The organism is Microtetraspora malaysiensis, from assembly GCF_001528665.1.
In the GTDB taxonomy this organism is placed as follows: domain Bacteria; phylum Actinomycetota; class Actinomycetes; order Streptosporangiales; family Streptosporangiaceae; genus Microtetraspora_A; species Microtetraspora_A malaysiensis.
In genome coordinates, this window is the sequence record NZ_BBYJ01000007.1 from 429,396 (window position 1) to 452,400 (window position 23,005).

35 protein-coding genes are annotated in these 23,005 nt (G+C 67.6%); 1 reads left to right on the forward strand and 34 read right to left on the reverse strand.

From position 1 onward, the window contains the following. The first annotated feature begins 42 nt into the window (after positions 1-42). Positions 43-2,412, forward strand: coding sequence for a hypothetical protein (locus AWQ71_RS09700; RefSeq protein WP_157570261.1), 2,370 nt, complete (start codon positions 43-45; stop codon positions 2,410-2,412). On the opposite strand, the gene truA is transcribed toward AWQ71_RS09700, so the two are convergent. The 34 genes from truA to tuf form a co-directional block, all read right to left on the reverse strand. Then, complete coding sequence (truA, locus tag AWQ71_RS09705) at positions 2,402-3,307, reverse strand: tRNA pseudouridine(38-40) synthase TruA (RefSeq protein ID WP_067130011.1); 906 nt, start codon at positions 3,305-3,307, stop codon at positions 2,402-2,404. The genes AWQ71_RS09700 and truA overlap by 11 nt on opposite strands. A gap of 107 nt (positions 3,308-3,414) precedes the next feature. Next, positions 3,415-3,909: a 50S ribosomal protein L17 gene (gene rplQ / locus AWQ71_RS09710; RefSeq protein WP_067130014.1), complete on the reverse strand. Its 495-nt coding sequence runs from the start codon at positions 3,907-3,909 to the stop codon at positions 3,415-3,417. 186 nt (positions 3,910-4,095) lie between these two features. Continuing rightward, positions 4,096-5,112 carry a DNA-directed RNA polymerase subunit alpha gene (locus tag AWQ71_RS09715; RefSeq protein ID WP_061253237.1) on the reverse strand — a complete coding sequence of 339 codons (1,017 nt, stop codon included), beginning with the start codon at positions 5,110-5,112 and terminating at the stop codon, positions 4,096-4,098. A 197-nt stretch (positions 5,113-5,309) separates the two neighbouring features. After that, the gene (gene rpsD, locus AWQ71_RS09720; protein WP_067130017.1) at positions 5,310-5,936 is read right to left on the reverse strand and encodes a 30S ribosomal protein S4; all 627 of its coding nucleotides are present in this window, start codon (positions 5,934-5,936) and stop codon (positions 5,310-5,312) included. Positions 5,937-5,956: 20 nt separating this feature from the next. Continuing rightward, positions 5,957-6,361: a 30S ribosomal protein S11 gene (gene rpsK, locus AWQ71_RS09725; protein WP_020542285.1), complete on the reverse strand. Its 405-nt coding sequence runs from the start codon at positions 6,359-6,361 to the stop codon at positions 5,957-5,959. Between the two features lie 34 nt (positions 6,362-6,395). Beyond that, positions 6,396-6,776 (reverse strand): 30S ribosomal protein S13, encoded by a 381-nt coding sequence (gene rpsM, locus AWQ71_RS09730; protein WP_067130020.1) that lies wholly within the window; start codon positions 6,774-6,776, stop codon positions 6,396-6,398. A gap of 388 nt (positions 6,777-7,164) precedes the next feature. Further along, on the reverse strand, positions 7,165-7,278 hold the full coding sequence (rpmJ, locus tag AWQ71_RS09735; RefSeq protein WP_003956441.1) for a 50S ribosomal protein L36: 114 nt from the start codon (positions 7,276-7,278) through the stop codon (positions 7,165-7,167). A gap of 48 nt (positions 7,279-7,326) precedes the next feature. After that, positions 7,327-7,548 carry a translation initiation factor IF-1 gene (gene infA / locus AWQ71_RS09740; RefSeq protein WP_012887858.1) on the reverse strand — a complete coding sequence of 74 codons (222 nt, stop codon included), beginning with the start codon at positions 7,546-7,548 and terminating at the stop codon, positions 7,327-7,329. Between the two features lie 423 nt (positions 7,549-7,971). Further along, positions 7,972-8,403: a DUF1707 SHOCT-like domain-containing protein gene (locus tag AWQ71_RS09745; protein ID WP_067130458.1), complete on the reverse strand. Its 432-nt coding sequence runs from the start codon at positions 8,401-8,403 to the stop codon at positions 7,972-7,974. A 73-nt stretch (positions 8,404-8,476) separates the two neighbouring features. Further along, positions 8,477-9,304: a type I methionyl aminopeptidase gene (gene map / locus AWQ71_RS09750; RefSeq protein ID WP_067130023.1), complete on the reverse strand. Its 828-nt coding sequence runs from the start codon at positions 9,302-9,304 to the stop codon at positions 8,477-8,479. A gap of 114 nt (positions 9,305-9,418) precedes the next feature. Then, positions 9,419-10,072: an adenylate kinase gene (locus AWQ71_RS09755; RefSeq protein WP_067130026.1), complete on the reverse strand. Its 654-nt coding sequence runs from the start codon at positions 10,070-10,072 to the stop codon at positions 9,419-9,421. Then, the gene (secY, locus tag AWQ71_RS09760; RefSeq protein ID WP_067130029.1) at positions 10,072-11,379 is read right to left on the reverse strand and encodes a preprotein translocase subunit SecY; all 1,308 of its coding nucleotides are present in this window, start codon (positions 11,377-11,379) and stop codon (positions 10,072-10,074) included. The genes AWQ71_RS09755 and secY overlap by 1 nt, the downstream gene beginning before the upstream one ends. A 168-nt stretch (positions 11,380-11,547) precedes the next feature. Continuing rightward, positions 11,548-12,003 (reverse strand): 50S ribosomal protein L15, encoded by a 456-nt coding sequence (rplO, locus tag AWQ71_RS09765; RefSeq protein ID WP_067130031.1) that lies wholly within the window; start codon positions 12,001-12,003, stop codon positions 11,548-11,550. A gap of 2 nt (positions 12,004-12,005) precedes the next feature. Beyond that, the gene (gene rpmD, locus AWQ71_RS09770; RefSeq protein WP_067130034.1) at positions 12,006-12,188 is read right to left on the reverse strand and encodes a 50S ribosomal protein L30; all 183 of its coding nucleotides are present in this window, start codon (positions 12,186-12,188) and stop codon (positions 12,006-12,008) included. A gap of 3 nt (positions 12,189-12,191) precedes the next feature. Continuing rightward, on the reverse strand, positions 12,192-12,824 hold the full coding sequence (rpsE, locus tag AWQ71_RS09775; protein ID WP_067130036.1) for a 30S ribosomal protein S5: 633 nt from the start codon (positions 12,822-12,824) through the stop codon (positions 12,192-12,194). A gap of 70 nt (positions 12,825-12,894) precedes the next feature. Further along, positions 12,895-13,272: a 50S ribosomal protein L18 gene (rplR, locus tag AWQ71_RS09780; protein ID WP_067130039.1), complete on the reverse strand. Its 378-nt coding sequence runs from the start codon at positions 13,270-13,272 to the stop codon at positions 12,895-12,897. Positions 13,273-13,274: 2 nt separating this feature from the next. Beyond that, entirely contained in the window at positions 13,275-13,817 is a 543-nt protein-coding gene (gene rplF, locus AWQ71_RS09785; protein WP_067130042.1) for a 50S ribosomal protein L6, read from the reverse strand. 18 nt (positions 13,818-13,835) lie between these two features. After that, positions 13,836-14,234, reverse strand: coding sequence for a 30S ribosomal protein S8 (rpsH, locus tag AWQ71_RS09790; protein ID WP_066933619.1), 399 nt, complete (start codon positions 14,232-14,234; stop codon positions 13,836-13,838). A gap of 158 nt (positions 14,235-14,392) precedes the next feature. After that, positions 14,393-14,578, reverse strand: coding sequence for a type Z 30S ribosomal protein S14 (locus AWQ71_RS09795; RefSeq protein WP_061253226.1), 186 nt, complete (start codon positions 14,576-14,578; stop codon positions 14,393-14,395). Positions 14,579-14,580: 2 nt separating this feature from the next. Then, positions 14,581-15,150 (reverse strand): 50S ribosomal protein L5, encoded by a 570-nt coding sequence (gene rplE, locus AWQ71_RS09800; protein ID WP_067130045.1) that lies wholly within the window; start codon positions 15,148-15,150, stop codon positions 14,581-14,583. Then, positions 15,150-15,440, reverse strand: coding sequence for a 50S ribosomal protein L24 (rplX, locus tag AWQ71_RS09805; RefSeq protein WP_245658205.1), 291 nt, complete (start codon positions 15,438-15,440; stop codon positions 15,150-15,152). Before rplX ends, rplE begins: the two co-directional genes overlap by 1 nt. 9 nt (positions 15,441-15,449) lie before the next feature. After that, positions 15,450-15,818, reverse strand: coding sequence for a 50S ribosomal protein L14 (gene rplN, locus AWQ71_RS09810; protein ID WP_055482781.1), 369 nt, complete (start codon positions 15,816-15,818; stop codon positions 15,450-15,452). A 342-nt stretch (positions 15,819-16,160) separates the two neighbouring features. Next, complete coding sequence (rpsQ, locus tag AWQ71_RS09815; RefSeq protein ID WP_067130051.1) at positions 16,161-16,445, reverse strand: 30S ribosomal protein S17; 285 nt, start codon at positions 16,443-16,445, stop codon at positions 16,161-16,163. Next, a complete protein-coding gene (gene rpmC, locus AWQ71_RS09820; protein ID WP_061253673.1) occupies positions 16,438-16,674 on the reverse strand; it encodes a 50S ribosomal protein L29 in 237 nt (78 codons plus the stop codon). The genes rpsQ and rpmC overlap by 8 nt, the downstream gene beginning before the upstream one ends. Then, positions 16,674-17,093 (reverse strand): 50S ribosomal protein L16, encoded by a 420-nt coding sequence (gene rplP / locus AWQ71_RS09825; RefSeq protein WP_067130055.1) that lies wholly within the window; start codon positions 17,091-17,093, stop codon positions 16,674-16,676. Before rplP ends, rpmC begins: the two co-directional genes overlap by 1 nt. Positions 17,094-17,095: 2 nt before the next feature. Continuing rightward, entirely contained in the window at positions 17,096-17,944 is an 849-nt protein-coding gene (rpsC, locus tag AWQ71_RS09830) for a 30S ribosomal protein S3 (RefSeq protein ID WP_066933634.1), read from the reverse strand. Then, positions 17,944-18,297, reverse strand: coding sequence for a 50S ribosomal protein L22 (gene rplV / locus AWQ71_RS09835; protein ID WP_067130058.1), 354 nt, complete (start codon positions 18,295-18,297; stop codon positions 17,944-17,946). The genes rpsC and rplV overlap by 1 nt, the downstream gene beginning before the upstream one ends. A 31-nt stretch (positions 18,298-18,328) precedes the next feature. After that, a complete protein-coding gene (rpsS, locus tag AWQ71_RS09840) occupies positions 18,329-18,607 on the reverse strand; it encodes a 30S ribosomal protein S19 (protein ID WP_030451498.1) in 279 nt (92 codons plus the stop codon). A gap of 11 nt (positions 18,608-18,618) precedes the next feature. Continuing rightward, positions 18,619-19,455 carry a 50S ribosomal protein L2 gene (rplB, locus tag AWQ71_RS09845; protein WP_066933640.1) on the reverse strand — a complete coding sequence of 279 codons (837 nt, stop codon included), beginning with the start codon at positions 19,453-19,455 and terminating at the stop codon, positions 18,619-18,621. A 142-nt stretch (positions 19,456-19,597) separates the two neighbouring features. After that, a complete protein-coding gene (gene rplW, locus AWQ71_RS09850; protein ID WP_067130061.1) occupies positions 19,598-19,900 on the reverse strand; it encodes a 50S ribosomal protein L23 in 303 nt (100 codons plus the stop codon). Next, complete coding sequence (gene rplD / locus AWQ71_RS09855) at positions 19,900-20,547, reverse strand: 50S ribosomal protein L4 (protein WP_067130065.1); 648 nt, start codon at positions 20,545-20,547, stop codon at positions 19,900-19,902. Before rplD ends, rplW begins: the two co-directional genes overlap by 1 nt. Further along, positions 20,544-21,197 (reverse strand): 50S ribosomal protein L3, encoded by a 654-nt coding sequence (rplC, locus tag AWQ71_RS09860; protein ID WP_067130068.1) that lies wholly within the window; start codon positions 21,195-21,197, stop codon positions 20,544-20,546. Before rplC ends, rplD begins: the two co-directional genes overlap by 4 nt. A 14-nt stretch (positions 21,198-21,211) precedes the next feature. Next, entirely contained in the window at positions 21,212-21,520 is a 309-nt protein-coding gene (gene rpsJ, locus AWQ71_RS09865; RefSeq protein ID WP_012887830.1) for a 30S ribosomal protein S10, read from the reverse strand. A 250-nt stretch (positions 21,521-21,770) separates the two neighbouring features. Continuing rightward, positions 21,771-22,964, reverse strand: coding sequence for an elongation factor Tu (tuf, locus tag AWQ71_RS09870; RefSeq protein WP_067130071.1), 1,194 nt, complete (start codon positions 22,962-22,964; stop codon positions 21,771-21,773). Between the last annotated feature and the right edge of the window lie 41 nt (positions 22,965-23,005).

The window sequence follows — 23,005 nt, forward strand, 5'->3', positions numbered from 1 at the left end:
TAGCGGCACGATGATCTCGTCTGCGCCGATACGCTTCCGCATATGCGTGGCCAGGATCCCGTTTCCGAGCACGAACACGGCGCCGACGGCTCAACGGCACCCGCTGTGCCACCGCCGAGCTTCGGCCACCCCGACGAGATATCGCCCGACGTCCCCGACGAGGCGTCGCCGGGCTATGACTGGTTCGCCCGTCCCCAGCACGAAGCGGCAGACGAGGCGTCGTCGCCTCAGGACTCGCCGAGCGCCGTTCAGGGGACGGAGCGCGCGGTCGCGCCCGCCGCCTCGCCCGACGATCAGTCTCCCGCCTCCGCGGAGGCTCCGCGGCACCCGCCGACCGCCTTCGGCACGCCCGCCCTCCCCGCACAGGGCGACCCGCAGGAGGCCGACGCCCCGCGCAGGCCGTTCCGGGAGATCTCCGAGGGCGACCAGTACGAGACCATCGACTTCCCCGCGATCGACGTCACCAAGCCGTGGGTGCCGCCCAGCGGCCAGGGCCACTCCGGCGCGGGCGCCGGGGCCGCGCGCCCCGCCACGACCGCGGACCACGATCCAGAGCCCGCCGCTGCCACCGCGGAGTTCGACAGCCCCGCGGAGCCCGGCACGGCCACCGAGCCCGCCGAGGATGCCGAGAACGACCGGTCCGAGGCGACGGCGGCCACCACGATATGGCCGGCGGCGCGGCAGGAAGCGGCCGACGACGCCCCGGCGGATCACCCCGGCGGCCCGTTCGCCCCACCCGCCGAAGCGCCGCACGCCGCCGGGCAGGCAGAGCCCGAGCCCGTACGCGCTCCGTCGGACGCCGCGCCCCGGGGCGAGGACGCCACGCCGGGTCCCCGGGATCACGCGGGAGAGCCGTCCGCTTCCCCCGCGGAGCCGACGTCTCCGCTGCCGCGCCCCGAGGCGGAATGGGCGACGCGTTTCGACGAGGACGCCGCCCCGGACGACACCGATGCGCCGTCGCAGCAGGCCACCGACGCCCGCGGGCCGGCGGAAGGGGAGGCGGATCCGCACGACCGCCCCCCGCTCCCCGTCTCGGACCACGATCCGGACGCCGAGCCCGAAGCCGCCGCCGAGCCAAAGGCCGATGGCCACGAGCCGGAAGGCGCCGAGCAGGCGTCGCCCGCCGCGGGCGAACAGGGGCCGACCGTCCCGCTCAAAACGCCGGCGGCGCAGGAGGAGCCCTCCCGGCCCAGGATCCCGGCCGAGCCGGGCGACGTCCCCGTGTGGCCGCCCCGGCTTCCCGGCGAGGCCGCGGCCGCGCCCGACGCCCCCGCCCCTACGGCATGGCCCCCGGCCGACTCGCCCACCCCCGCCGCACCGGCTGGTCCGGCCGGGGACGGTGTGGTCGGTGACCGCGCCGACGCGGCCGCCGAGGTCCCCGCCGAAGCGAACGCCGACGGCGCACCAGGCTCCCCTGGCGGTCTCGCCCCCGCGCACCCCGCCGCGCCCCGGGAAATGGCCGCCGACCTACCCCCAGACCGTACGGACGACCACGCGGCGGCCTTCCACGCCGGCGCGGCGGCCGCGCCGACGGTGTCCGGGACGGCGACCCAGCCGCTGTCGCCCGGCGCGGCGCAGGGCCAGGTCCTGCTCGCGCCCGGGCCCGCGCCCCGGCCCGGCGGCCTCCCTGTCCCGGTCACCGCCCCGGCGACGGCGCCCGCGAAGCGTTCCGGCGCCGGCAAGCGAGTCCTGCTCGGCGCGGGCACCGGCGTCGCGGTGGTCGCCATCGGCGCCGCCGCCTATCTCGCGTACACCGGGGGGCCGGAGGAGTCCGCGGCCCCAGGCAGCGCGCCGGCGAACGCCGGCGCGCCGACGGCCACCGCGCCCGCGGCGGAGCCGAGCACGGCCGCGAGCGCGAGCACCGGCACGGGCCAGAACACGGGAGCGCCCTTCGACTCGGAAGAGACCGATCCGGGCAAACTCACCCTGACCGAGACCTTCCCGGATGCTCGGATCACCCTCGCCGGGCGCAGCTTCAAGCGGGTCAAGGTCAACGTGACCGACAGCTGCGAGCAGGCGGCGGCCGGGGCCTTCGCCGAAGCGCTCAAGCAGCGGGAGTGCCGCCGGGTCCTCAGGGCGACCTACGTGGACGCGAAGCAGCGCTACGCCGTGACCACCGGCATCGCGGTGCTGCCGAGCAAGGAGGCGGCCCTCGCGGTCGACCGGACCAAGAATCTGAGCGGCAACCTCTGGTTCCGCGGGCTCAACGGCGACACCGGCAGCGGAGCCGACCGGGTGGCGATCTCCGGCGGGTACGCCGCGGGCATGGTGTGGGGCCGCTACATCGTGTTCAGCTACGCGACCTACGCCGACGGCCACACGCCGACCACCAAGGAGCAGGACCTCGGCCCGGTCAGCGGCGCCTTCCGCGACCACACCGCCGAGGTGATCGGCAAGCGCGTCACGGACTGAGCGTGCGCACCCGGCGCGTCGCCGTGGCGCGCCGGGCCAGCTCCTCACCCACCGGATAACCGACCTCCTCCAGGGTCAGCCCGTGCGCCGGGGCCACGTGGACCCCCGATTCGCGTACGGCGCGGGCCAGCACCTGCCCGGGCCACTCGACGGGCTGCCTGCCCTCGCCCACCGCGAGCAACGAGCCCACCAGCGCCCGGACCATGGAGTGGCAGAACGCGTCCGCGATCACGGTCGCCTGGACGATTCCGTCCTCGCCCCGCACCCAGTCGAGCCGCTGCAGCTCGCGGATCGTCGTGGCGCCCTCACGCTTGCGGCAGAACGCGGCGAAGTCGTGCTCGCCGATCAGCCGTTCGGCGGCGGCGTTGAGGAGATCGACGTCCAGCGGACGGTTGTGCCACAGCACCTCCCGCCGCCGCAGCGGGTCGGTCCCGCCGGAGGCGTCGCACACGCGGTAGACATACCGGCGGAAAAGGGCGGAGAATCGGGCGTCAAACCCCTCAGGAGCCACCGAGACGGCATAAACACGCACATCCAGGGGTAGCACCCCGGCCAGCCTTCTCGTGAGCGCAGCGAGCCAATGAGCCCCCTCCGCGCGCCAGGCGTCCTCGGGGTCGGTCTCCGGATCCCGCTGCCGGGCCCGCGCCGTGTCGGCCACCGCGAGCCGCGAGAGCGGCAGGTCCACATGCGCCACCTGCCCGCGCGCGTGCACCCCGGCGTCCGTACGGCCGGCCACGGTCAGCTGAGGGGCCGGGGCCATCCGGAGGATGCGGCCCAGCGCGCCTTCCAGCTCACCCTGAACGGTCCGCCGTTCCGGCTGGCGGGCCCAGCCGGAGAAGTCGGTGCCGTCATAGCCCAGATCGAGCCTCAGCCGAACTTCGCGGTCCACGTTCATCCTCCCGTACGGCGCACGACGGCCCTACCAAAACGAAGAGCGGGCCCAGCGATCCCGCAGGGAACGCTGGACCCGCTCACAGGCCTTTGATCAGCACAGGCCCTTGATCAGGCCTCGTCCTTCTTGGCCTCGGTCTCGGCGGCCTCGGCGGGAGCCTCGGCGGCCGGGGTCTCAGCGGCTTCCTCGGCCGGAGCGGCCGGGGCCGGAGCCTCGGCGGCCGGACGCGTGACCGTGACCGGGTTCAGCTGCTCGGCGACCAGCTCGATGAGCGCCATGGGAGCGGCGTCGCCCTTACGCGGGCCGAGCTTGGTGATGCGCGTGTAGCCACCGGGACGCTCGGCGAACGTCGGCGCGATCTCGGTGAAGAGGTGGTGCACGACGCCCTTGTCACGGACGACGGTCAGCACCTGGCGACGGTTGTGCATGTCGCCCTTCTTCGCCTTGGTGATCAGCTTCTCCGCGAGCGGGCGAAGACGCTTGGCCTTGGCCTCGGTGGTGCGGATCCGGCCGTGCTGGAACAGCTGGGTGGCGAGGTTCGCCAGGATCAGCCGCTCGTGCGCCGGGCTGCCGCCGAGACGGGCGCCCTTGGTGGGCTTGGGCATGTCGTTTCTCCTTGAGAGACAACCCGCTCCGGCCGTATCAGGTACCGGAGTCGGGGCGGCGGACTCCGGAGAGCCCGCCTTCGGCAAATCTGTGGTTCCGCCGCTTCACCCGGACGGCCGGGCTGCGTTCCGGTGCCGCGGCGGTGGTGCGCCCACCGCCTCGGCGCCGGAACGCTGAGACACGATCTAGTACTGCTCGGTCTCGATGAAGCCGCCGTCCTCGTCGTCGTACCCGCCGCCGGCGACCGCGCTGGGGTCGAATCCGGGCGGGGAGTCCTTGAGGGCGAGGCCCATCTCGTGCAGCTTCTGCTTGACCTCTTCGATCGACTTGGCGCCGAAGTTGCGGATGTCGAGCAGGTCCTGCTCGCTGCGGGCGACGAGCTCACCCACGGTGTGGATGCCCTCGCGCTTGAGACAGTTGTACGAGCGAACCGTGAGGTTCAGCTCCTCGATCGGCAGCGCCAGGTCCGCGGCCAAGGCGGCGTCGGTCGGCGACGGGCCGATGTCGATGCCCTCGGCCTCGACGTTCAGCTCGCGCGCGAGACCGAACAGCTCAACCAGGGTCTTGCCGGCCGAGGCGACCGCGTCGCGCGGCTTCATCGACGGCTTGGTCTCGACGTCCAGGATCAGCCGGTCGAAGTCCGTGCGCTGCTCGACACGGGTGGCCTCGACCTTGTAGGTGACCTTGAGGACCGGGGAGTAGATGGAGTCGATCGGAATCCGGCCGATCTCCTGGCCCGGCTGCTTGTTCTGGGCCGCGGAGACGTAGCCGCGACCGCGCTCGACGGTCAGCTCCATCTCCAGCTTCGCCTTGCCGTTCAGCGTGGCGATGTGCAGGTCGGGGTTGTGCACCTCGACACCGGCCGGCGGCGCGATGTCGGCGGCGGTGACCTCACCCGGGCCCTGCTTGCGCAGGTACATCACGACCGGCTCGTCGTGCTCGGACGAGACGACCAGCGACTTGAGGTTGAGGATGATGTCGGTGACGTCCTCCTTCACCCCGGGCACGGTCGAGAACTCGTGCAGCACGCCCTCGATGCGGATGCTGGTGACCGCCGCCCCCGGGATCGAGGACAGCAGCGTGCGCCGCAGCGAGTTGCCGATGGTGTAACCGAAGCCCGGCTCCAGCGGCTCGATGACGAACTTGGACCGGTGCTCCTCGAGCGACTCCTCCAGGAGGCTCGGGCGCTGTGCGATGAGCATGTGGGATCTCCCCTGTTTCCGGGATGATTCCGCCGCGTCCCCCACCGCCGGTCGCTGCTCGCGACCCGGCCGTACCAGGACCGGTTTCCTCTCCCTGTACGGCGGCGCCCGCTATTTGACGCCACTCGCCTACAACCATGATGCCGTACGGCCCGCACCAGGCGAGCCGTACGGCCATCGATGTTGCTCTGGAGCTCTTACTTGGAGTAGAGCTCGACGATGAGCTGCTCCTGGACCAGCGTGTCGATCTGCTGGCGGACCGGGAGCTGGTGCACGAGGATGCGCATGCTGTCCGGCACGACACCCAGCCACGCCGGGACGGTCTTGTCACCGGCGGTGGCGCGGGCCACCTCGTACGGCAGCAGGTTCCGCGACTTCTCGCGAACCTCGATGATGTCGTGCTCGCGGACGCGGTACGACGGGATGTCGACCTTCTTGCCGTTCACCAGGATGTGCCCGTGGCGCACCTGCTGGCGGGCGGCGTCGCGCGACTCGGCGAAACCGGCGCGGTAGACCACGTTGTCGAGACGGCTCTCCAGGATCTGGAGGAGGTTCTCACCGGTCTTTCCGGCCTTGCGGTTGGCTTCCTCGTAGTAGTTGCGGAACTGCTTCTCGAGGACGCCGTAGATGCGGCGGGTCTTCTGCTTCTCACGAAGCTGGAGCTGGTACTCCGACTCCTTCGGACGGCCGCGACCGTGCTCACCCGGCGGGTAAGGACGGATCTCGATGGGGCACTTCGCGGACTCGCACTTCTTGCCCTTGAGGAAGAGCTTGGTCTTCTCCCGGCGGCAGAGCTTGCAGTCCGCACCCGTGTAACGAGCCATTTCTCTCTATCTCCTGGAGCTCAGACGCGGCGGCGCTTCGGCGGACGGCAACCGTTGTGCGGAACCGGAGTCACGTCCTGAATGGACCCGACCTCGAGCCCGGTCGCCTGCAGCGAACGGATCGCGGTCTCACGGCCGGAACCGGGGCCCTTGACGAAGACGTCGACCTTGCGCATGCCGTGCTCCATGGCCCGGCGGGCGGCGTTCTCAGCGGCCATCTGCGCGGCGAACGGGGTGGACTTACGGGAGCCCTTGAACCCGACGTGGCCGGCGCTGGCCCAGGAGATCACGTTCCCGTTCGGGTCGGTGATCGAAACGATCGTGTTGTTGAACGTGCTCTTGATGTGGGCGTGCCCATGAGCGACGTTCTTCTTTTCCTTGCGGCGCACCTTCTTCGGTGCGCCCTGGCGGCTCTTCGGCGGCATTTAAGCGCTATCTCCTGGAATGTGGCTGCTAGGACTACTTCTTGCCCGGCTTCTTCTTGCCGGCCACGGTCTTCTTCTTGCCCTTGCGGGTACGCGCGTTCGTCTGCGTCCGCTGACCGTGGACCGGCAGACCCTTGCGGTGCCGGATGCCCTGGTAGCAGCCGATCTCGATCTTGCGTCGGATGTCGGCCTGAACCTCGCGACGGAGGTCACCCTCGATCTTGAAGTTCGCTTCGATGTAGTCACGCATCGGCACGAGCTCGGCATCGGAGAGCTCGTGGACGCGCAGGTCCGGGCTGATGCCCGTCGCGTCCAGGATCTCCTGGGCGCGAGTGCGGCCGATTCCGAAAATGTAGGTGAGAGCGATCTCCAGCCGCTTGTCGCGGGGGAGGTCGACGCCAACCAGGCGAGCCATGGTCGGGCATTCTCCTTCGTAGTGGCGGAGGTCCTACGCCTCACTTCCCCTCCCCATGCCCGGGGCGAGGGCCCCGGCCTCCGACCGGGGGTCTCCCGTGCGGTACGGCTTCCCATCGGGAACGCCGCCTTCACGGGTGTGACGCGCGATTACTTTTCACTGGTCCCACATGGCTCGAGCCCGCTACTTGAGCGGACTCTCATGGGGACCTTCTCTGCGACCCTGGACGAGTCCGCCTTGCCTCTGCCCCGTCGTGGCCCGCTATTCAGCGCGCCACCGGATGCCCGGCTCGGCTTTCCTCACGTCCGGACTGGTCGAGTCCGCCTCACCTTGCACACATCCGGTCCGTTCTCACGGACCGCACCGTGCCCGGCTCGGCTTCCTCTCCTTAGCCCTGGCGCTGCTTGTGACGCAGGTTGTCGCAGATCACCATGACACGACCGTGCCGGCGAATCACCTTGCACTTGTCGCAGATCTTCTTGACGCTCGGCTTGACCTTCATAGTCCCTAGTTCGTTCCTCAGACGGCCCGCCCTGTTGTGAAGGGGGGCCTACTTGTATCGGTAGACGATCCGCCCGCGACTCAGGTCGTAGGGGCTCAGTTCCACGACCACTCGGTCGTCCGGGAGAATTCGGATGTAGTGCATCCGCATCCGTCCGCTGATGTGGGCCAGGACCTTATGGCCGTTGTCGAGTTGCACCCGGAACATCGCGTTCGGGAGCGACTCAACCACAGTGCCCTCGATCTCGATGGCGCCGTCTTTCTTGGCCATGTCCCTCGCGTTTCACTGATCGGTCGTCTGAGGTTTCGGATCACTACGCAGCCGCGACCTTCATGAGCGCTTCCAGAGAGCGGCAGCCAGCAAGGCCACCTACAGCGCAAAAGGTCATAGTGAGCCGACAAAGGAGTGTACGACAACCCGCCCAGAAATGCGAAACGGGCTGCGGTGTCTCCACACCAGCAGCCAGGCTACCCCAGATCACCGTCTCGTCACACACCGCCGTACGCGATGGGGACGGGGCGGCTCAGCTCGCCCCGCCCGCGCGGTTCCGGAGCCACCGATCACCCGGCGAGGCGGACGCGGCGGGACCGAGCCGGCTGTCGCAGAGCACCTACCCGGAGGCCGTCGTCGCGATCACATCTGGCGGGTAAAGAGTGCGCCCGTCCCTCGCACGGGCCGGCGCACCCGCCCGGGTCACTGCCGGCGCTGGTCCTTGCCGAAGATCGTGCCGGCCAGCAGGATGGCGCCCCACGGCCCCATTACCCACAGCGGCCACGGATAGACCCACTGGACGGACGTCACCACGACGATGAGCCAGATAACCCAGTTGATGGCACTCGCGGTCGCCCAAGCGGCCCAAGCGGCCTTGAGCCCCGTCTGGCGGCCGCGGGCGGGCCTCTGACGCGCCTGACCGGAGACCGTCGCGGGGAGCCGGTGGAGGTCGATGTCCGGCAGGTCCCCGGTCAGCGTGGCCAACTCGCCGTACGTCTTGCTCTCGTAGACCTGCGCCAGCCGCTCGTTGAACTCGTCAACGGACAATCTGCCCTCGGCGACGTGCTCCCGCAACGCGGCGGCCACCCGATCACGGTCGCCGTCGGAGGCTCGCATCTCCGGAGTTGCCGCCATCACCATCTACTCCCGCCGCTCCGCATAGTTAGCCCCATTATGTGGCACGCGTGGGCGAAGGAGGGTCAGGGAATCAGGCCTGTTCGCCCGAAGGCGCGGCGAGCTCGCCGAAGCGGGACGCGCCTCCGTCGATCGCGGTGAGCACCAGGGGGCCGTTCTCCGTCACCGCGACGCTGTGCTCGAAGTGCGCCGACGCCTTGCCGTCCACCGTGACGACCGTCCAGTCGTCGCCCAGGACCCGGGTGCGGTCGGTGCCGAGGTTGACCATCGGCTCGATCGCGAAGCACATGCCCGGCTCGAAGCGCGGGCCCCTCCCGGGACGGCCGTGGTTGGCGACCCACGGGTCCATGTGCATCTCGGTCCCGATGCCGTGCCCGCCGTACTCCTGCGGGATGCCGTAGCGGCCCTGGGAGCGGACGTACTTCTCCACCTGGAAGCCGATGTCCGACAGGTGGCCGCCGACCCGGAGCGCGGCGATGCCGCGCCACATGGACTCCTCGGTCACCCGCATCAGCTCGGTCAGCGCGGGATCGACCTCACCGACCGGGACGGTGATCGCGGAGTCGCCGTGCCAGCCGTCCAGGATCGCCCCGCAGTCGATGGAGATGACGTCGCCTTCACGCAGCTTGCGCTGGTCCGTGGGGATGCCGTGGACGACCTCGTCGTTCACCGAGGCGCAGATCGTGGCGGGGAACCCCTGATAGCCCTTGAATGACGGAATCGCACCCGCGTCCCTGATCGCCTTCTCCGCGACGACGTCCAGGTCGAGCGGAGTCAGGCCGGGTTCGACCGACGAGCGCAGCAGTTCGAGCGTCCTGCCGACGACCAGACCGGCCGCCCGCATCTTCGCCACCTGCTCAGGCGTCTTCACCTGGATTCCGTGCTTGTTCTTCTTGAACACTCTGGCACCCCCTGGGGTGTTCTAACGGCCGGACTATCAGGCCAATTCCCCCGATTCTGCCCTAAAGCGCCGGACGCCATCCCACGAATGGGATGGCGTCCGAAAGGGAGAGCGTCAGGTACCGGACGTGCGCAATGCCGCCAGCGCCCGTCGGGTGACCTCGTCGACCGGTCCGGTCGCGTTCACCCGTACGAGGATGCCCTCGTCCGAATAGAAGTTGACCAGCGGGGACGTCTGCTCCTGGTAGACCTCCAGGCGCCGCCTGATGGTCTCCTCGCGGTCGTCGTCGCGCTGGAACAGCTCGCCGCCGCACGCGTCGCACACGTCCGCCACGGAAGGGGGGTCGAAGTCGACGTGCCACACCTTGCCGCACTGACGGCAGGTGCGCCGGCCGGCGAGGCGTCGCACGACCTCCTCGTCGTCGACGACCAGTTCCAGAACGATGTCCAGACCGGTGCCGAACTCGGCGAGCATCTTCTGCAAGATCTGCGCCTGCGGCACGTTGCGCGGGAAGCCGTCCAGCAGGAAGCCCTGCTGCGCGTCCTTCTCGCTCAGCCGATCGCGGACCATGGCGACCGTCACCTCGTCGGGGACGAGGTCGCCACGGTCCATGTACCCCTTGGCAAGCTTGCCGAGTTCCGTGCCGCCGGAGACGTTGGCGCGGAAGATGTCACCTGTCGAGATTTTCGGGATCGACAGATGCGATGCGATGAACTGGGCCTGCGTCCCCTTGCCCGCTCCGGGGGGCCCGACCAAGACGACGCGCACTATCTCAGGAAGCCCTCGTAGTTGCGCTGCTGAAGCTGGCTCTCGATCTGCTTGACCGTGTCCAGGCCGACACCAACCATGATCAGAATGCTGGTCCCTCCGAACGGGAAGTTCTGGCTCGCACCGACCACCGCCAGTGCGAGGATCGGGATCAGCGAGATGACACCCAGATACGGCGCACCGGCGGCCGTGAGCCGCGTGAGCACGTAGTTGAGGTACTCAGCGGTCGGCCGACCCGGACGGATGCCCGGGATGAACCCACCGTACTTCTTCATGTTGTCGGCGACTTCAACGGGGTTGAAGGTAATGGACACATAGAAGTAGGTGAAGAAAAGGATCAGCAGGAAGAACGTGGCCATGTAGACGGGGTGGTCGCCCGTCACCAGGTTCTGGGCCAGCCACTCGACGACCGGGCCGGGGTTCTCGCTCCTACCGAAGATGGTGACCAGCAGCTGCGGCAGGTACAGCAGCGACGAGGCGAAGATGACCGGGATGATGCCGGCCTGGTTCACCTTGAGCGGGATGTAGGTGGAGGTTCCGCCGTACATGCGGCGGCCCACCATGCGCTTCGCGTACTGCACCGGGACGCGGCGCTGCGCCTGCTCGATGAAGACGACCACGGCGATCATCACGATGCCGACGATCATCACCATGACGAACTTGAACGCGCTCTGCCGGAAGATGTTCATCAGCTCGGACGGGAAGACCGCGACGACCTGCGTGAAGATCAGGATCGACATACCGTTCCCGATACCGCGGTCGGTCACGAGCTCACCCAGCCACATGATCACCGCGGTGCCCGCAGTCATCGTGATCACCATGGTGATCAGCGTGAAGATGTCCTCGTTCAGGAGGATCGGCAGGTTGTTGTTCGGGAAGAGCTGTCCCGAGCGCGCCAGGGCCACGAAGGCCGTCGACTGAAGGATGGCAAGGCCGATGGTCAGATATCGCGTGTACTGCGTGATCTTCGCGGTGCCCGCCTGGCCTTCCTTCTTCAAGGCCTCGAGGCGGGGAATCACGACGGTCAGCAGCTGCAGAATGATGCTCGCCGTGATGTACGGCATGATGCCCAGGGCGAACACTGAAAGTTTCAGCAGCGCGCCACCGCTGAACAGCTGGACCATCCCGTAGATGCTGCCGCTGTTGCCCGCTTGCGCCTGCTGCAGCGCTTTGGCGACGTTCTCGGAGTTGACACCCGGGGTCGGCAGCACCGAGCCGAGCCGGAACAGCGCGATGATGCCCAATGTGAAGAGCAGCTTCTTGCGCAGGTCAGGCGTCCGGAATGCCCGGGTAATCGCGGATAGCACGGTACCTCCTGCGCGCCTGTGACGCGGTAAAGGTCGGCGATGACGCGAAGGCGTGCATCGGGATGTCTATTTGCGAGTGATCGACGGGACGGAGCCCGCGTTCAGCGAACTCTAACGCACTACGGGCGCGGAGGCTCATAACGAACCTCCGCGCCTCGCATTACGTGCCTAAAGCTCGGAAACCGAGCCACCGGCCGCAGTGATCTTCTCCTTGGCCGAACCAGAGAAGGCATGCACCTTCACGTTCAACGCCACAGAGATCTCACCGGTTCCCAGCACCTTGACGAGCTGGTTCTTGCGGACCGCACCATTCGCGACCAGACCCTCGACGGTGACCTCGCCACCCTCGGGGTACAGCTCGCCGAGCTTGTCCAGGTTGACGACCTGGTAGGTCGTCTTGAACAGCGCGTTCGAGAAGCCCTTCAGCTTCGGCAGCCGCCGCTGGAGCGGAACCTGGCCACCTTCGAAGCCGAGCGGGACGGTCGTACGCGACCTGGTGCCCTTCGTACCGCGACCGGCGGTCTTCCCCTTCGATGCCTCGCCGCGACCCTTGCGGATCTTGGACTTGTTGGCACCGGGAGCCGGGCGCAGGTCGTGGAGCTTGAGCGGAGCGTTCTCAGGCATGACTAGTCGACCTCTTCCAGCTCGACGAGGTGCGTCACCACGGCGACCATGCCCCGGATCTCCGGGCGGTCCTCCTTGACGACGACATCGCCGATTCGCTTCAGGCCCAGCGAGCGCAGCGAGTCACGCTGGTTCTGCTTGCCACCGATCTTGGAGCGGACCTGGGTGATCTTCAGACGCGCCATGGCCTAGCTCACCGCCTTCGCCGCAGCGGCAGCCTCGGCCAGGCCCTCGGCCCGAGCCTTCAGCATCGCCTTGGGAGCGACGTCCTCGATCGGCAGGCCACGACGGGCGGCGATCTCCTCGGGCCGGCTGAGGCCCTTCAGAGCCGCCACCGTGGCGTGCACGATGTTGATCGGGTTGTCCGAGCCGAGCGACTTGGACAGGACATCGTGGATGCCGGCGCACTCCAGGACCGCGCGCACCGGACCACCCGCGATAACACCGGTACCAGGTGAGGCCGGACGCAGGAAGACGACGCCTGCGGCTTCCTCGCCCTGCACGGTGTGCGGGATGGTGCCCAGGATGCGCGGCACCTTGAAGAAGTGCTTCTTGGCCTCCTCGACGCCCTTGGCGATCGCCGCGGGCACCTCCTTGGCCTTGCCGTATCCGACACCGACCAGACCGTTGCCGTCGCCGACGATGACCAGCGCGGTGAAGCTGAAGCGCCGACCACCCTTGACGACCTTGGCGACTCGGTTGATCTTAACTACGCGCTCGATGTACGAGACGCCCTTGTCAGCGGCGCCACCGCGGCGATCGTCACGACGGTCCCGCCGCTCGCCACCGCCGCCGGCGCCGCGACGCGGAGCTGCAGCCATCAGTGGTTCCTCTTCTCATTGCTCATCAGACGGGCCATTCGGTGCATCTCGCACCCTCGGAACGGAGTCATCAGAACTCCAGCCCGCTTTCGCGGGCGCTGTCCGCGAGGGCCGCGATGCGTCCCGCGTAACGGTTGCCACCGCGGTCGAAGACGACAGCGGTGATCCCGGCGGTCTTGGCCCGCTGAGCGAGAAGCTCGCCGACCTTCTTCGCCTTGTCGGTCTTGTCACCCTCGGCGCTGCGCAGCGTGGGGTCCATGGTGGACGCGCACACCAGCGTGTGGCCCTTGGTGTCGTCGACGATCTGCACGAACAGGTGCCGGGCAGAGCGATTGACGACCAGGCGCGGACGCTCCTGCGTGCCGAAGAGGTTCTTGCGGACACGGATGTGACGGCGGGCTCGCGAAATGGCGCGAGCGGCGGTGTGCTTGCCGTACTTCGCGGTCATCGCTACTTACCAGCCTTTCCGACCTTGCGGCGGATAACTTCGCCCTGGTAGCGCACGCCCTTGCCCTTGTAGGGGTCAGGCTTGCGCAACTTACGGATGTTCGCGGCGACCTCGCCGACCTTCTGCTTGTCGATGCCGTCCACGTGGAACAGCGTCGGCTTCTCGACGCGGAAGGTGACGCCCTCAGGGGCGTCCACGATCACCGGGTGGCTGAAGCCGAGAGAGAACTCCAGCTGCGTCGGGCCCTTGGCCTGGACGCGGTAACCGACACCGACGATCTCGAGCGTCTTGCTGTAGCCCTGCGTCACACCGGACACCATGTTGGCGATCAGCGTGCGAGACAGGCCGTGCAGCGCACGAACCTTGTTCTCGTCGTTGGGGCGGGTGACGGCGATGTTGCCGTCCTCGGCCCGAGCCACCTCAATGGGCTCGGCGACCGTGTGAGAGAGCGTGCCCTTCGGGCCCTTGACCTGGACATCCCGGCCGTTGATGGTGATGTCAACACCACTCGGTACGGGGATGGGCAGCCGTCCGATTCTCGACATGCTGGATTCCTCCCCTCGTTACCAGACGTAGGCGAGGACTTCCCCGCCCACTCCACGCTTGCCGGCCTGCTTGTCGGTCATGAGGCCGCCGGACGTCGAAATGATCGCGACGCCCAGGCCGCCCAGAACGCGGGGCAGGTTGTCCTTCTTTGCATAGACCCGCAGACCGGGCTTGGATACCCGGCGCAGGCCCGCGAGCGAACGCTCACGGCTCGGCCCAAACTTGAGCTCCACCACGAGGTTCTTGCCGACCTTGGCGTCCTCGACGCTCCAGGCCTGGATGTAGCCCTCCTGCTGGAGGATCTCGGCGATATGCGCCTTGATCTTCGAGTACGGCATGGTCACGGTGTCGTGATACGCCGAGTTCGCGTTACGCAGACGCGTCAGCATGTCTGCGATCGGGTCGGTCATCGTCATGGCCGGTGGCCTTCCTCACCGTGGTTTCCACCCATGATCTGTCTAGGACACGTGGTGGACCTACGGTGCGGTCGTGGACGCCTGATGGCGTCCGGTTGATATGACTTCTTGGTGCGGCGGGCGCCGCGCGGGGCCAAGGTGTCGGCCCCGCGACGGGACTACCAGCTCGACTTGGTGATGCCGGGCAGCTCGCCCCGGTGCGCCATCTCGCGGAAGCACACGCGGCAGAGCCCGAACTTGCGGTACACAGCGCGGGGACGGCCGCAGCGCGAGCACCGAGTGTACGCCCGGACCTCGAACTTCGCCTTACGCGCTGCCTTGACCTTCAGCGATGTCTTCGCCATGATCAGGCCTCCTTGAAGGGGAATCCGAGGTGCTTGAGCAGCGCCCGGCCCTGGTCGTCGTTCGTTGCGGTGGTCACGACCGTGATGTCCATGCCCCGCTGCCGGTCGACCTTGTCCTGGTCGACCTCGTGGAACATGACCTGCTCGGTGAGCCCGAAGGTGTAGTTACCGTTGCCGTCGAACTGCTTCGGCGAGAGGCCGCGGAAGTCCCGGATACGCGGGAGCGCCAGCGACAGCAGCCGGTCGAGGAACTCCCACATGCGGTCGCCGCGCAACGTCACGTGGGCGCCGATCGGCATCCCCTCACGCAGCTTGAACTGCGCGATGGACTTGCGGGCGCGGGCCACGGCGGGCTTCTGACCGGTGATCACGGTGAGGTCGCGGACGGCGCCCTCGATCAGCTTGGAGTCGCGAGCGGCCTCACCGACACCCATGTTCACCTTGATCTTGGTGATCGTGGGCACCAGCATGATGTTCTCGATGCCGAAGTCCTCACGCAGCTTCGCGATGATCTCCTCGCGGTAGCGCTGCTTGAGACGCGGGATCGTGCGCTCTTCAGTCGTGGCGGTCATCAGTTGTCCTCACCCGTCTTGTCGGCCTTCTCGTCGGCCTTCTTCTCGGGCTTCTCGTCATCCTTGAGCTTCTTGACGTTGCTCACGTGGATGGGAGCCTCCATGGTCTGCACGCCGCCTTCCTTGGCGCCACGCGGGCCCTGGTGGGTCACCTTGGAGTGCTTCTTGACCAGGTTCACGCCTTCGACCACCACGCGGTCCTCGCGCGGGAGGGCGGCGATGATGCGGCCCTTGGCACCCTTGTCCTTGCCGGCGATGACCTGGACGAGGTCACCCTTCTTCACATGCAGCTTCGACATTTACAACACCTCCGGAGCGAGCGAGATGATGCGCATGAACTTCTTGTCGCGCAGCTCACGGCCGACGGGGCCGAAGATACGCGTGCCCCGGGGGTCACCGCTGTCCTTGATGATGACGGCGGCGTTCTCGTCGAAGCGGATGTAGGAGCCGTCGGGGCGGCGGCGCTCCTTGACGGTGCGCACCACGACAGCCTTGACAACGTCGCCCTTCTTCACGCCGCCACCGGGAATGGCATCCTTCACCGTCGCAACGATGATGTCGCCGATGCCCGCGTAGCGCCGGCCCGAGCCGCCGAGCACGCGGATGCAGAGAATCTCCTTGGCACCCGTGTTGTCGGCGACCTTGAGTCGCGACTCCTGCTGGATCACGTCAACTCCTGTTTGTCGCGCCGGTTCTCACCTGGGAGGTGAGCCTGGCGGAACCTGATGTGGTCTTGTTCCCCCGGCGACAGCCGTCCGGTCGAGTCCACCTCGCCGCGCACCGCGCCGTACGGCTTACGCCGTCCGGCCGTGCGCGCCTCGGTCGCCCCTCCGGCGCACCGCCGCCGCAGGCGGACCGGGCCCGTCTGGGCCCGACCCCTTGGACACCGTCATGGGGGGCGGTCTCCCACCCCCCACGAGGCGCGCTCTGTGCGGGTGGTCCGGGGGCCTACCCGGCCGATGCGGCTCTCGCCGACCGCCCGAGGACAGACCCGCCGTCCCTACCCTGGCTTACTTGGCCTTCTCGAGGATCTCCACGACCCGCCAGCGCTTGCTGGCGGACAGCGGCCGGGTCTCCATCAGGAGAACGCGGTCGCCGACACCGCAGGAGTTCTGCTCGTCGTGAGCCTTGTACTTCGTCGTACGGCGAATGATCTTGCCGTACAGCGGGTGCTTGACGCGGTCCTCGACGGCGACGACAACGGTCTTGTCCATCTTGTCGCTCACCACGAGACCCTCACGGGCCTTGCGGTAGTTCCGCGCCGACTTCTCGGTTGTCTCAGTTGACTCAGCCATCGCTCGACTCCTTCTCGACCGTGACGATTCCGAGCTCGCGCTCGCGCATCACGGTGTAGATACGGGCGATCTCGCGGCGGACGGCCCGCAGCCGCCCGTGGCTCTCCAACTGTCCGGTCGCCGCCTGGAAGCGGAGGTTGAACAGCTCCTCCTTGGCTTCCTTCAGCTTCTGGACCAGAACATCCTGGTCCTCCACACGCAGCTCACCGGCGGTCAGGCCCTTAGCCATCACGCCTCACCCACTTCACGCTTAACGAACCGGCACTTCATGGGGAGCTTGTGCATCGCGCGCCGCATGGCCTCACGGGCCACCGGCTCGGCGACACCCGAGAGCTCGAACATGACGCGACCGGGCTTGACATTGGCGATCCACCACTCCGGCGAACCCTTACCGGAACCCATGCGGGTCTCGGCCGGCTTCTTGGTGAGGGGACGGTCCGGGTAGATGTTGATCCACACCTTGCCGCCACGGCGGATGTGCCGGGTCATGGCGATACGAGCCGACTCGATCTGGCGGTTGGTCACGTAGGAGTGCTCAAGCGCCTGGATGCCGAACTCGCCGAACACGACCCTGGTGCCGCCCTTGGCGGCGCCGCTGCGGTCGGGCCGGTGCTGCTTACGGTGCTTGACCCTGCGCGGGATCAGCATGGTCAGCTCCCTTCGGCACCCGGCTGCTCCGCCGGGCCGGTCTCAGGGGCGGCCTGTGCGGCAGCCTCGGTTCTGGGGGCGCGGTCGCCACGACCACCGGCGCCACGACGCGGACGGTCGCCGCCGCCACGACGCGGACGGTCACCGGCGCCACCACGACGGTCGTCGCGCTCACGACGCTGGCCCGCACGGGCACCGGCCGCGGCGGCCTCGCGCTCGGCGCGGCTGGTCGGGGCCTCACCCTTGTAGATCCACACCTTCACGCCGATGCGGCCGAAGGTGGTGCGGGCCTCGTAGAAGCCGTAGTCGATGTCGGCGCGGAGCGTGTGCAGGGGCACGCGGCCCTCGCGGTAGAACTCCGAGCGGGACATCTCAGCGCCGCCCAGACGACCGGAGCACTGCACCCGGATGCCCTTGGCGCCGCTCTTCATGGCGGACTGCATGGCCTTGCGCATGGCCCGGCGGAACGAGACGCGGCTGGAGAGCTGCTCGGCCACGCCCTGCGCGACGAGCTGCGCGTCGATCTCGGGGTTCTTCACCTCGAGAATGTTCAGCTGGACCTGCTTCTTGGTCAGCTTCTCCAGGTCGCCGCGAATGCGGTCGGCCTCGGCGCCGCGGCGGCCGATGACGATGCCCGGCCGGGCGGTGTGGATGTCGACCTGAACGCGGTCCGTGGTGCGCTCGATCTCGACCTTGGAGATACCGGCCCGCTCCATGCCCTTCTGCAGCATGCGACGGATCGCCACGTCCTCGGCGACGTACGACTTGTAGAGCTTGTCGGCGTACCACCGGCTCTTGAAGTCGGTCGTGATGCCGAGGCGGAACCCGTGCGGGTTAACCTTCTGGCCCACTAGCGGGTCCTTCCCTTCGGCTCGCGGGACTCCACAATCACGGTGATGTGGCTGGTCCGCTTGTTGATCCGATAGGCACGACCCTGGGCACGCGGCCGAAACCGCTTCAGCGTCGGTCCCTCGTCGACCCACGCGCGGCTCACGACGAGCGTCTCACGGTCGAGCTTGAAGTTGTGCTCAGCGTTCGCGATCGCGCTCGAGAGCACCTTGTAAACGGTCTCGCTCGCCGCCTGGGGAGCGAACTGCAGCACGGCCTGCGCCTCCGAAGCGGGCAGCCCGCGAATGAGGTCCACCACACGGCGGGCCTTCCGGGGCGTGTGGCGCGCGTACCGCGCCTGTGCCCTGGCTTCCATCGCTGTCTCCTTGATGCTTGCTTGAAGGCGCTTACCGCCGGCTGCGGCGGTCTTCCTTGACGTGGCTGCGGAACGTCCGCGTGGGAGCGAACTCTCCGAGCTTGTGACCGATCATCGACTCGGTGACGAACACCGGGACGTGCTTGCGGCCGTCGTGCACGGCGATCGTGTGACCCAGCATGTCGGGCACGATCATGGAGCGCCGCGACCACGTCTTGATGACGTTCTTGGTGCCCTTCTCGTTCTGAGCGTCCACCTTCTTCTGAAGGTGGTCGTCCACGAAAGGACCCTTCTTAAGGCTACGTGGCATTTCGGCTGCTCCTACCGCTTCTTCCTCTTGCTCCGACGACGGATGATCAGCCGGTCGCTGGCCTTGTTCGCCTGTCGGGTGCGGCCCTCCGGCTTACCCTTCGGGTTCACCGGGTGACGACCGCCGGACGTCTTACCCTCACCACCACCATGCGGGTGGTCGACCGGGTTCATGGCGACACCGCGGACCGTGGGGCGCTTGCCCTTCCAACGGTTACGGCCGGCCTTACCGATGTTGATGTTGGCCTGCTCGGCGTTGCCTACCTGACCGACGCTGGCTCGGCAGCGGACGTCGACCTGGCGCATTTCACCGGAGGGCATACGCAGCGTGGCGTACGCGCCCTCCTTCGCCAGCAGCTGGATCTGCGCGCCGGCGCTGCGGCCGAGCTTCGCGCCACCGCCCGGACGGAGCTCCACCGCGTGGATGAAGGTACCCGTCGGGATGTTGCGCAGGGGCAGGCAGTTGCCCGGCTTGATGTCGGCGCCAGGGCCGTTCTCGATGCGGTCACCCTGCTTGAGGCCGGTCGGCGCGAGGATGTAGCGCTTCTCGCCGTCGGCGTAGTGGAGCAGCGCGATCCGGGAGGTCCGGTTCGGGTCGTACTCGATGTGCGCGACCTTGGCCGGGATCCCGTCCTTGTCGTGCCGGCGGAAGTCGATGATCCGGTAGGCGCGCTTGTGCCCGCCGCCCTGGTGCCGGGCGGTGACCCGGCCGTGGACGTTACGGCCGCCCTTGCTGTGCAGGGGAGCAAGCAGCGACTTCTCGGGCGTGCTGCGCGTGATCTCGGCGAAGTCCGAGACGCTCGCGCCGCGGCGACCCGGGGTCGTCGGCTTGTACTTACGGATGCCCATCTTTTTCGTTCATCCTTCGTCGGTTCATACCGGTCGGAGTCCGCCTCACGGCGGTCCCCCCGGTGCTAACTACGTGGGTCGGGTGCCCGGCGCCGAACCTCAATCGGTACGGCAGGGCACCCTTCCCTTACGCGGCGGACCCTCAGCCGATCTGGCCGAAGATGTCGATCCGCTGACCCTCAGCCAGGCTCACAATCGCGCGCTTGGTGGTGGGGCGCTGACCGAAGCCCGTCCGGGTCCGCTTGCGCTTGCCCTGGCGGTTGATCGTGTTAACGCTGGTGACCTTGACACCGAAGATCTGCTCGACGGCGATCTTCACCTGCGTCTTGTTGGCACCCTTGCGCACCAGGAACGTGTACTTGTTGTGCTCATCGATCAGGCCGTAGCTCTTCTCAGAGACGATCGGCTTGAGGATGATGTCGCGCGGGTCGGCGATCTTCTCCATCAGACCTCTTCCTTCCCGCTGTTCGCGAGCCGCGCCACGACCTGGTCGTAGGCCTCCTGAGTGAAGACCACGTCGTCGAAGCACAGAACGTCGTAGGTGTTCAGCTGCCCGGCGTCCAGCAGGTGGACCTCGGGCGCGTTGCGCAGGCTGAGCCAGGTCAGCTCGTCGTTCTCGTCGACGACGAGGAGGACGCTGCGAGCCTGCGTGATCTTGCGGAGCGACTCGAGAGCAGCCTTGGTCTTGGGCGTCTCACCCGTGACCAGCGTGCTCACGACGTGCACACGGCCGCCGCTCGCCCGGTCGGAGAGGGCGCCACGGAGCGCGGCGGCCTTCATCTTCTTGGGCGTCCGCTGGTCGTAGGACCGCGGCTGCGGGCCGTGGACGACGCCACCGCCGGCGAACTGGGGAGCACGGGTCGAGCCCTGGCGGGCGCGGCCGGTGCCCTTCTGGCGATACGGCTTCTTGCCGCCACCGCTGACGTTGCCACGGGTCTTGGTCGCGTGGGTGCCCTGCCGGCGAGCGGCGAGCTGGGCGACGACGACCTGGTGGATCAGCGGGATGTTGACCTTGGCGCCGAAGATCTCCTCCGGCAGGTCGACGGTGCCCGTCTTGGCACCGCTGGCGTCGAGGACGTCAATGCTCGTCACTTCGCAGCCCCCTTCTTGGCAGCGGTGCGAATCAGGACCAGGCTGCCGTTGGCGCCGGGAATCGCACCCTTGATCAGGATGAGGTTCTTCTCGGCGTCCACGGCGTGGACCTTCAGGCTCTGGATGGTGGTACGGGCGTTACCCGAACGACCAGCCATGCGCAGGCCCTTGAAGACGCGGCCCGGGGTGGCGCAGCCGCCGATGGAGCCCGGAGAGCGGTGCTTACGCTGCGTACCGTGCGAGGCGCCCAGACCACCGAAGCCGTGGCGCTTCATAACACCGGTGAAGCCCTTGCCCTTGCTCTTGCCCGTCACGTCGACGTGCTGTCCGGCCTCGAACGCGTCCGCGAGGACCTCCTGGCCGACCGTGTACTCGGACGAGTCCTCGGTGCGAACCTCGACGAAGTACCGGCGCGGCGTGATGTCGTGCTTGCGCAGGTAGTCGCCCAGCGGCTTGTTGACCTTGCGCGGGTCGATCTGGCCGTAACCGAGCTGGATGGCGGAGTAGCCGTCCTTCTCCGGCGTGCGAACCCGGGTCACCACGCACGGACCGGCCTCGACAACGGTGACCGGGACGATCCGGTTCGCCTCATCGAAGACCTGGGTCATGCCGAGCTTCTTGCCCAGGACGCCCTTGATCTGCTTAGCCATGTCAGTGCGTTCCCTCAGAGCTTGATCGAGATGTCAACGCCGGCAGGGAGGTCGAGACGCATGAGCGAGTCGACGGTCTTCGGCGTCGGGTCGATGATGTCAATCAGCCGCTTGTGCGTACGCATCTCAAAGTGCTCGCGGCTGTCCTTGTACTTGTGCGGCGACCGAATGACGCAGTACACGTTCTTCTCGGTCGGCAGCGGCACCGGGCCAGCGACCTTGGCGCCGGTCCGCGTCACCGTCTCGACGATCTTCTTGGCCGAGCTGTCGATGACCTCGTGGTCATACGCCTTAAGCCGGATGCGGATCTTCTGTCCCGCCATAATGGCCTCGGTGTCCTTCGCTGTCGTCCTATTAAGCTTCGTACGGCCTACTGCCGCTGGTAGTCCCACGTAACAGACAGTCCGGAGCAGGTCCGTTCTTCCGTGATCCGGCAGTCGTTTCGGTCACATTCCGTCCGAAACGGCTGCGAGATCACGGTCAGGTCTCCCGTGGGGTGAGGAGCCGGAGGGCTCCCCTCGTGGATCGGCGGTCAGGCCCTGCTGCGGGCCCGACCGCCGCCCCGCGATCGTACTACTTGATGATCTTCGTCACGCGGCCGGCGCCGACGGTGCGGCCACCCTCGCGGATCGCGAACTTGAGGCCGTCCTCCATCGCGATCGGCTGGATGAGCTGGACGGACATCTCGGTGTTGTCACCGGGCATGACCATCTCGGTGCCCTCCGGCAGGTTCACGACACCGGTCACGTCAGTGGTCCGGAAGTAGAACTGCGGACGGTAGTTGTTGAAGAACGGCGTGTGGCGGCCGCCCTCGTCCTTGGACAGGATGTAGACCTGAGCCTCGAACTCGGTGTGCGGGGTCGTGGTGCCCGGCTTGATGATGCACTGGCCGCGCTCGACGTCCTCACGCTTGATGCCGCGCAGGAGCAGACCGACGTTGTCACCGGCCTGGCCCTCGTCGAGCAGCTTGCGGAACATCTCGACACCGGTGACGGTGGTCGTGGTGCTCTTCTCGCGGATGCCGATGATGTCGACGGTCTCGTTGACCTTGACGATGCCGCGCTCGATACGGCCGGTGACGACGGTGCCGCGACCGGTGATCGAGAACACGTCCTCGATCGGCATCAGGAACGGCTTGTCGGTGTCACGGGTCGGCTCGGGAACGTTGTCGTCCACGGCGGTCATGAGCTCGACGATCGCGTCGCCCCACTTCTCGTCGCCCTCGAGCGCCTTCAGCGCCGAGACGCGAACGACCGGCAGGTCGTCGCCCGGGAACTCCTGGGCGGAGAGCAGCTCGCGAACCTCGAGCTCGACGAGCTCCAGGATCTCCTCGTCGTCGACCATGTCAGCCTTGTTCAGGGCGACGACGATGTAGGGAACGCCAACCTGGCGAGCCAGGAGGACGTGCTCCTTGGTCTGCGGCATCGGGCCGTCGGTGGCGGCGACCACGAGGATCGCGCCGTCCATCTGCGCCGCACCGGTGATCATGTTCTTCACGTAGTCGGCGTGACCGGGGCAGTCCACGTGAGCGTAGTGGCGCTTCTCGGTCTGGTACTCGACGTGAGCGATGGAGATGGTGATCCCGCGGGCCTTCTCCTCGGGCGCCTTGTCGATCTTGTCGAACGGGGTCGCCTCGTTGATGTGCGGGAAACGGTCGTGAAGCACCTTGGTAATCGCCGCGGTCAGAGTGGTCTTGCCGTGGTCGATGTGCCCAATGGTGCCGATGTTCACGTGCGGCTTGGTCCGCTCGAACTTGGCCTTGGCCACTGGTCTGTCTCCTTAGAGATTCTGACTTGACTTTCGTCTTC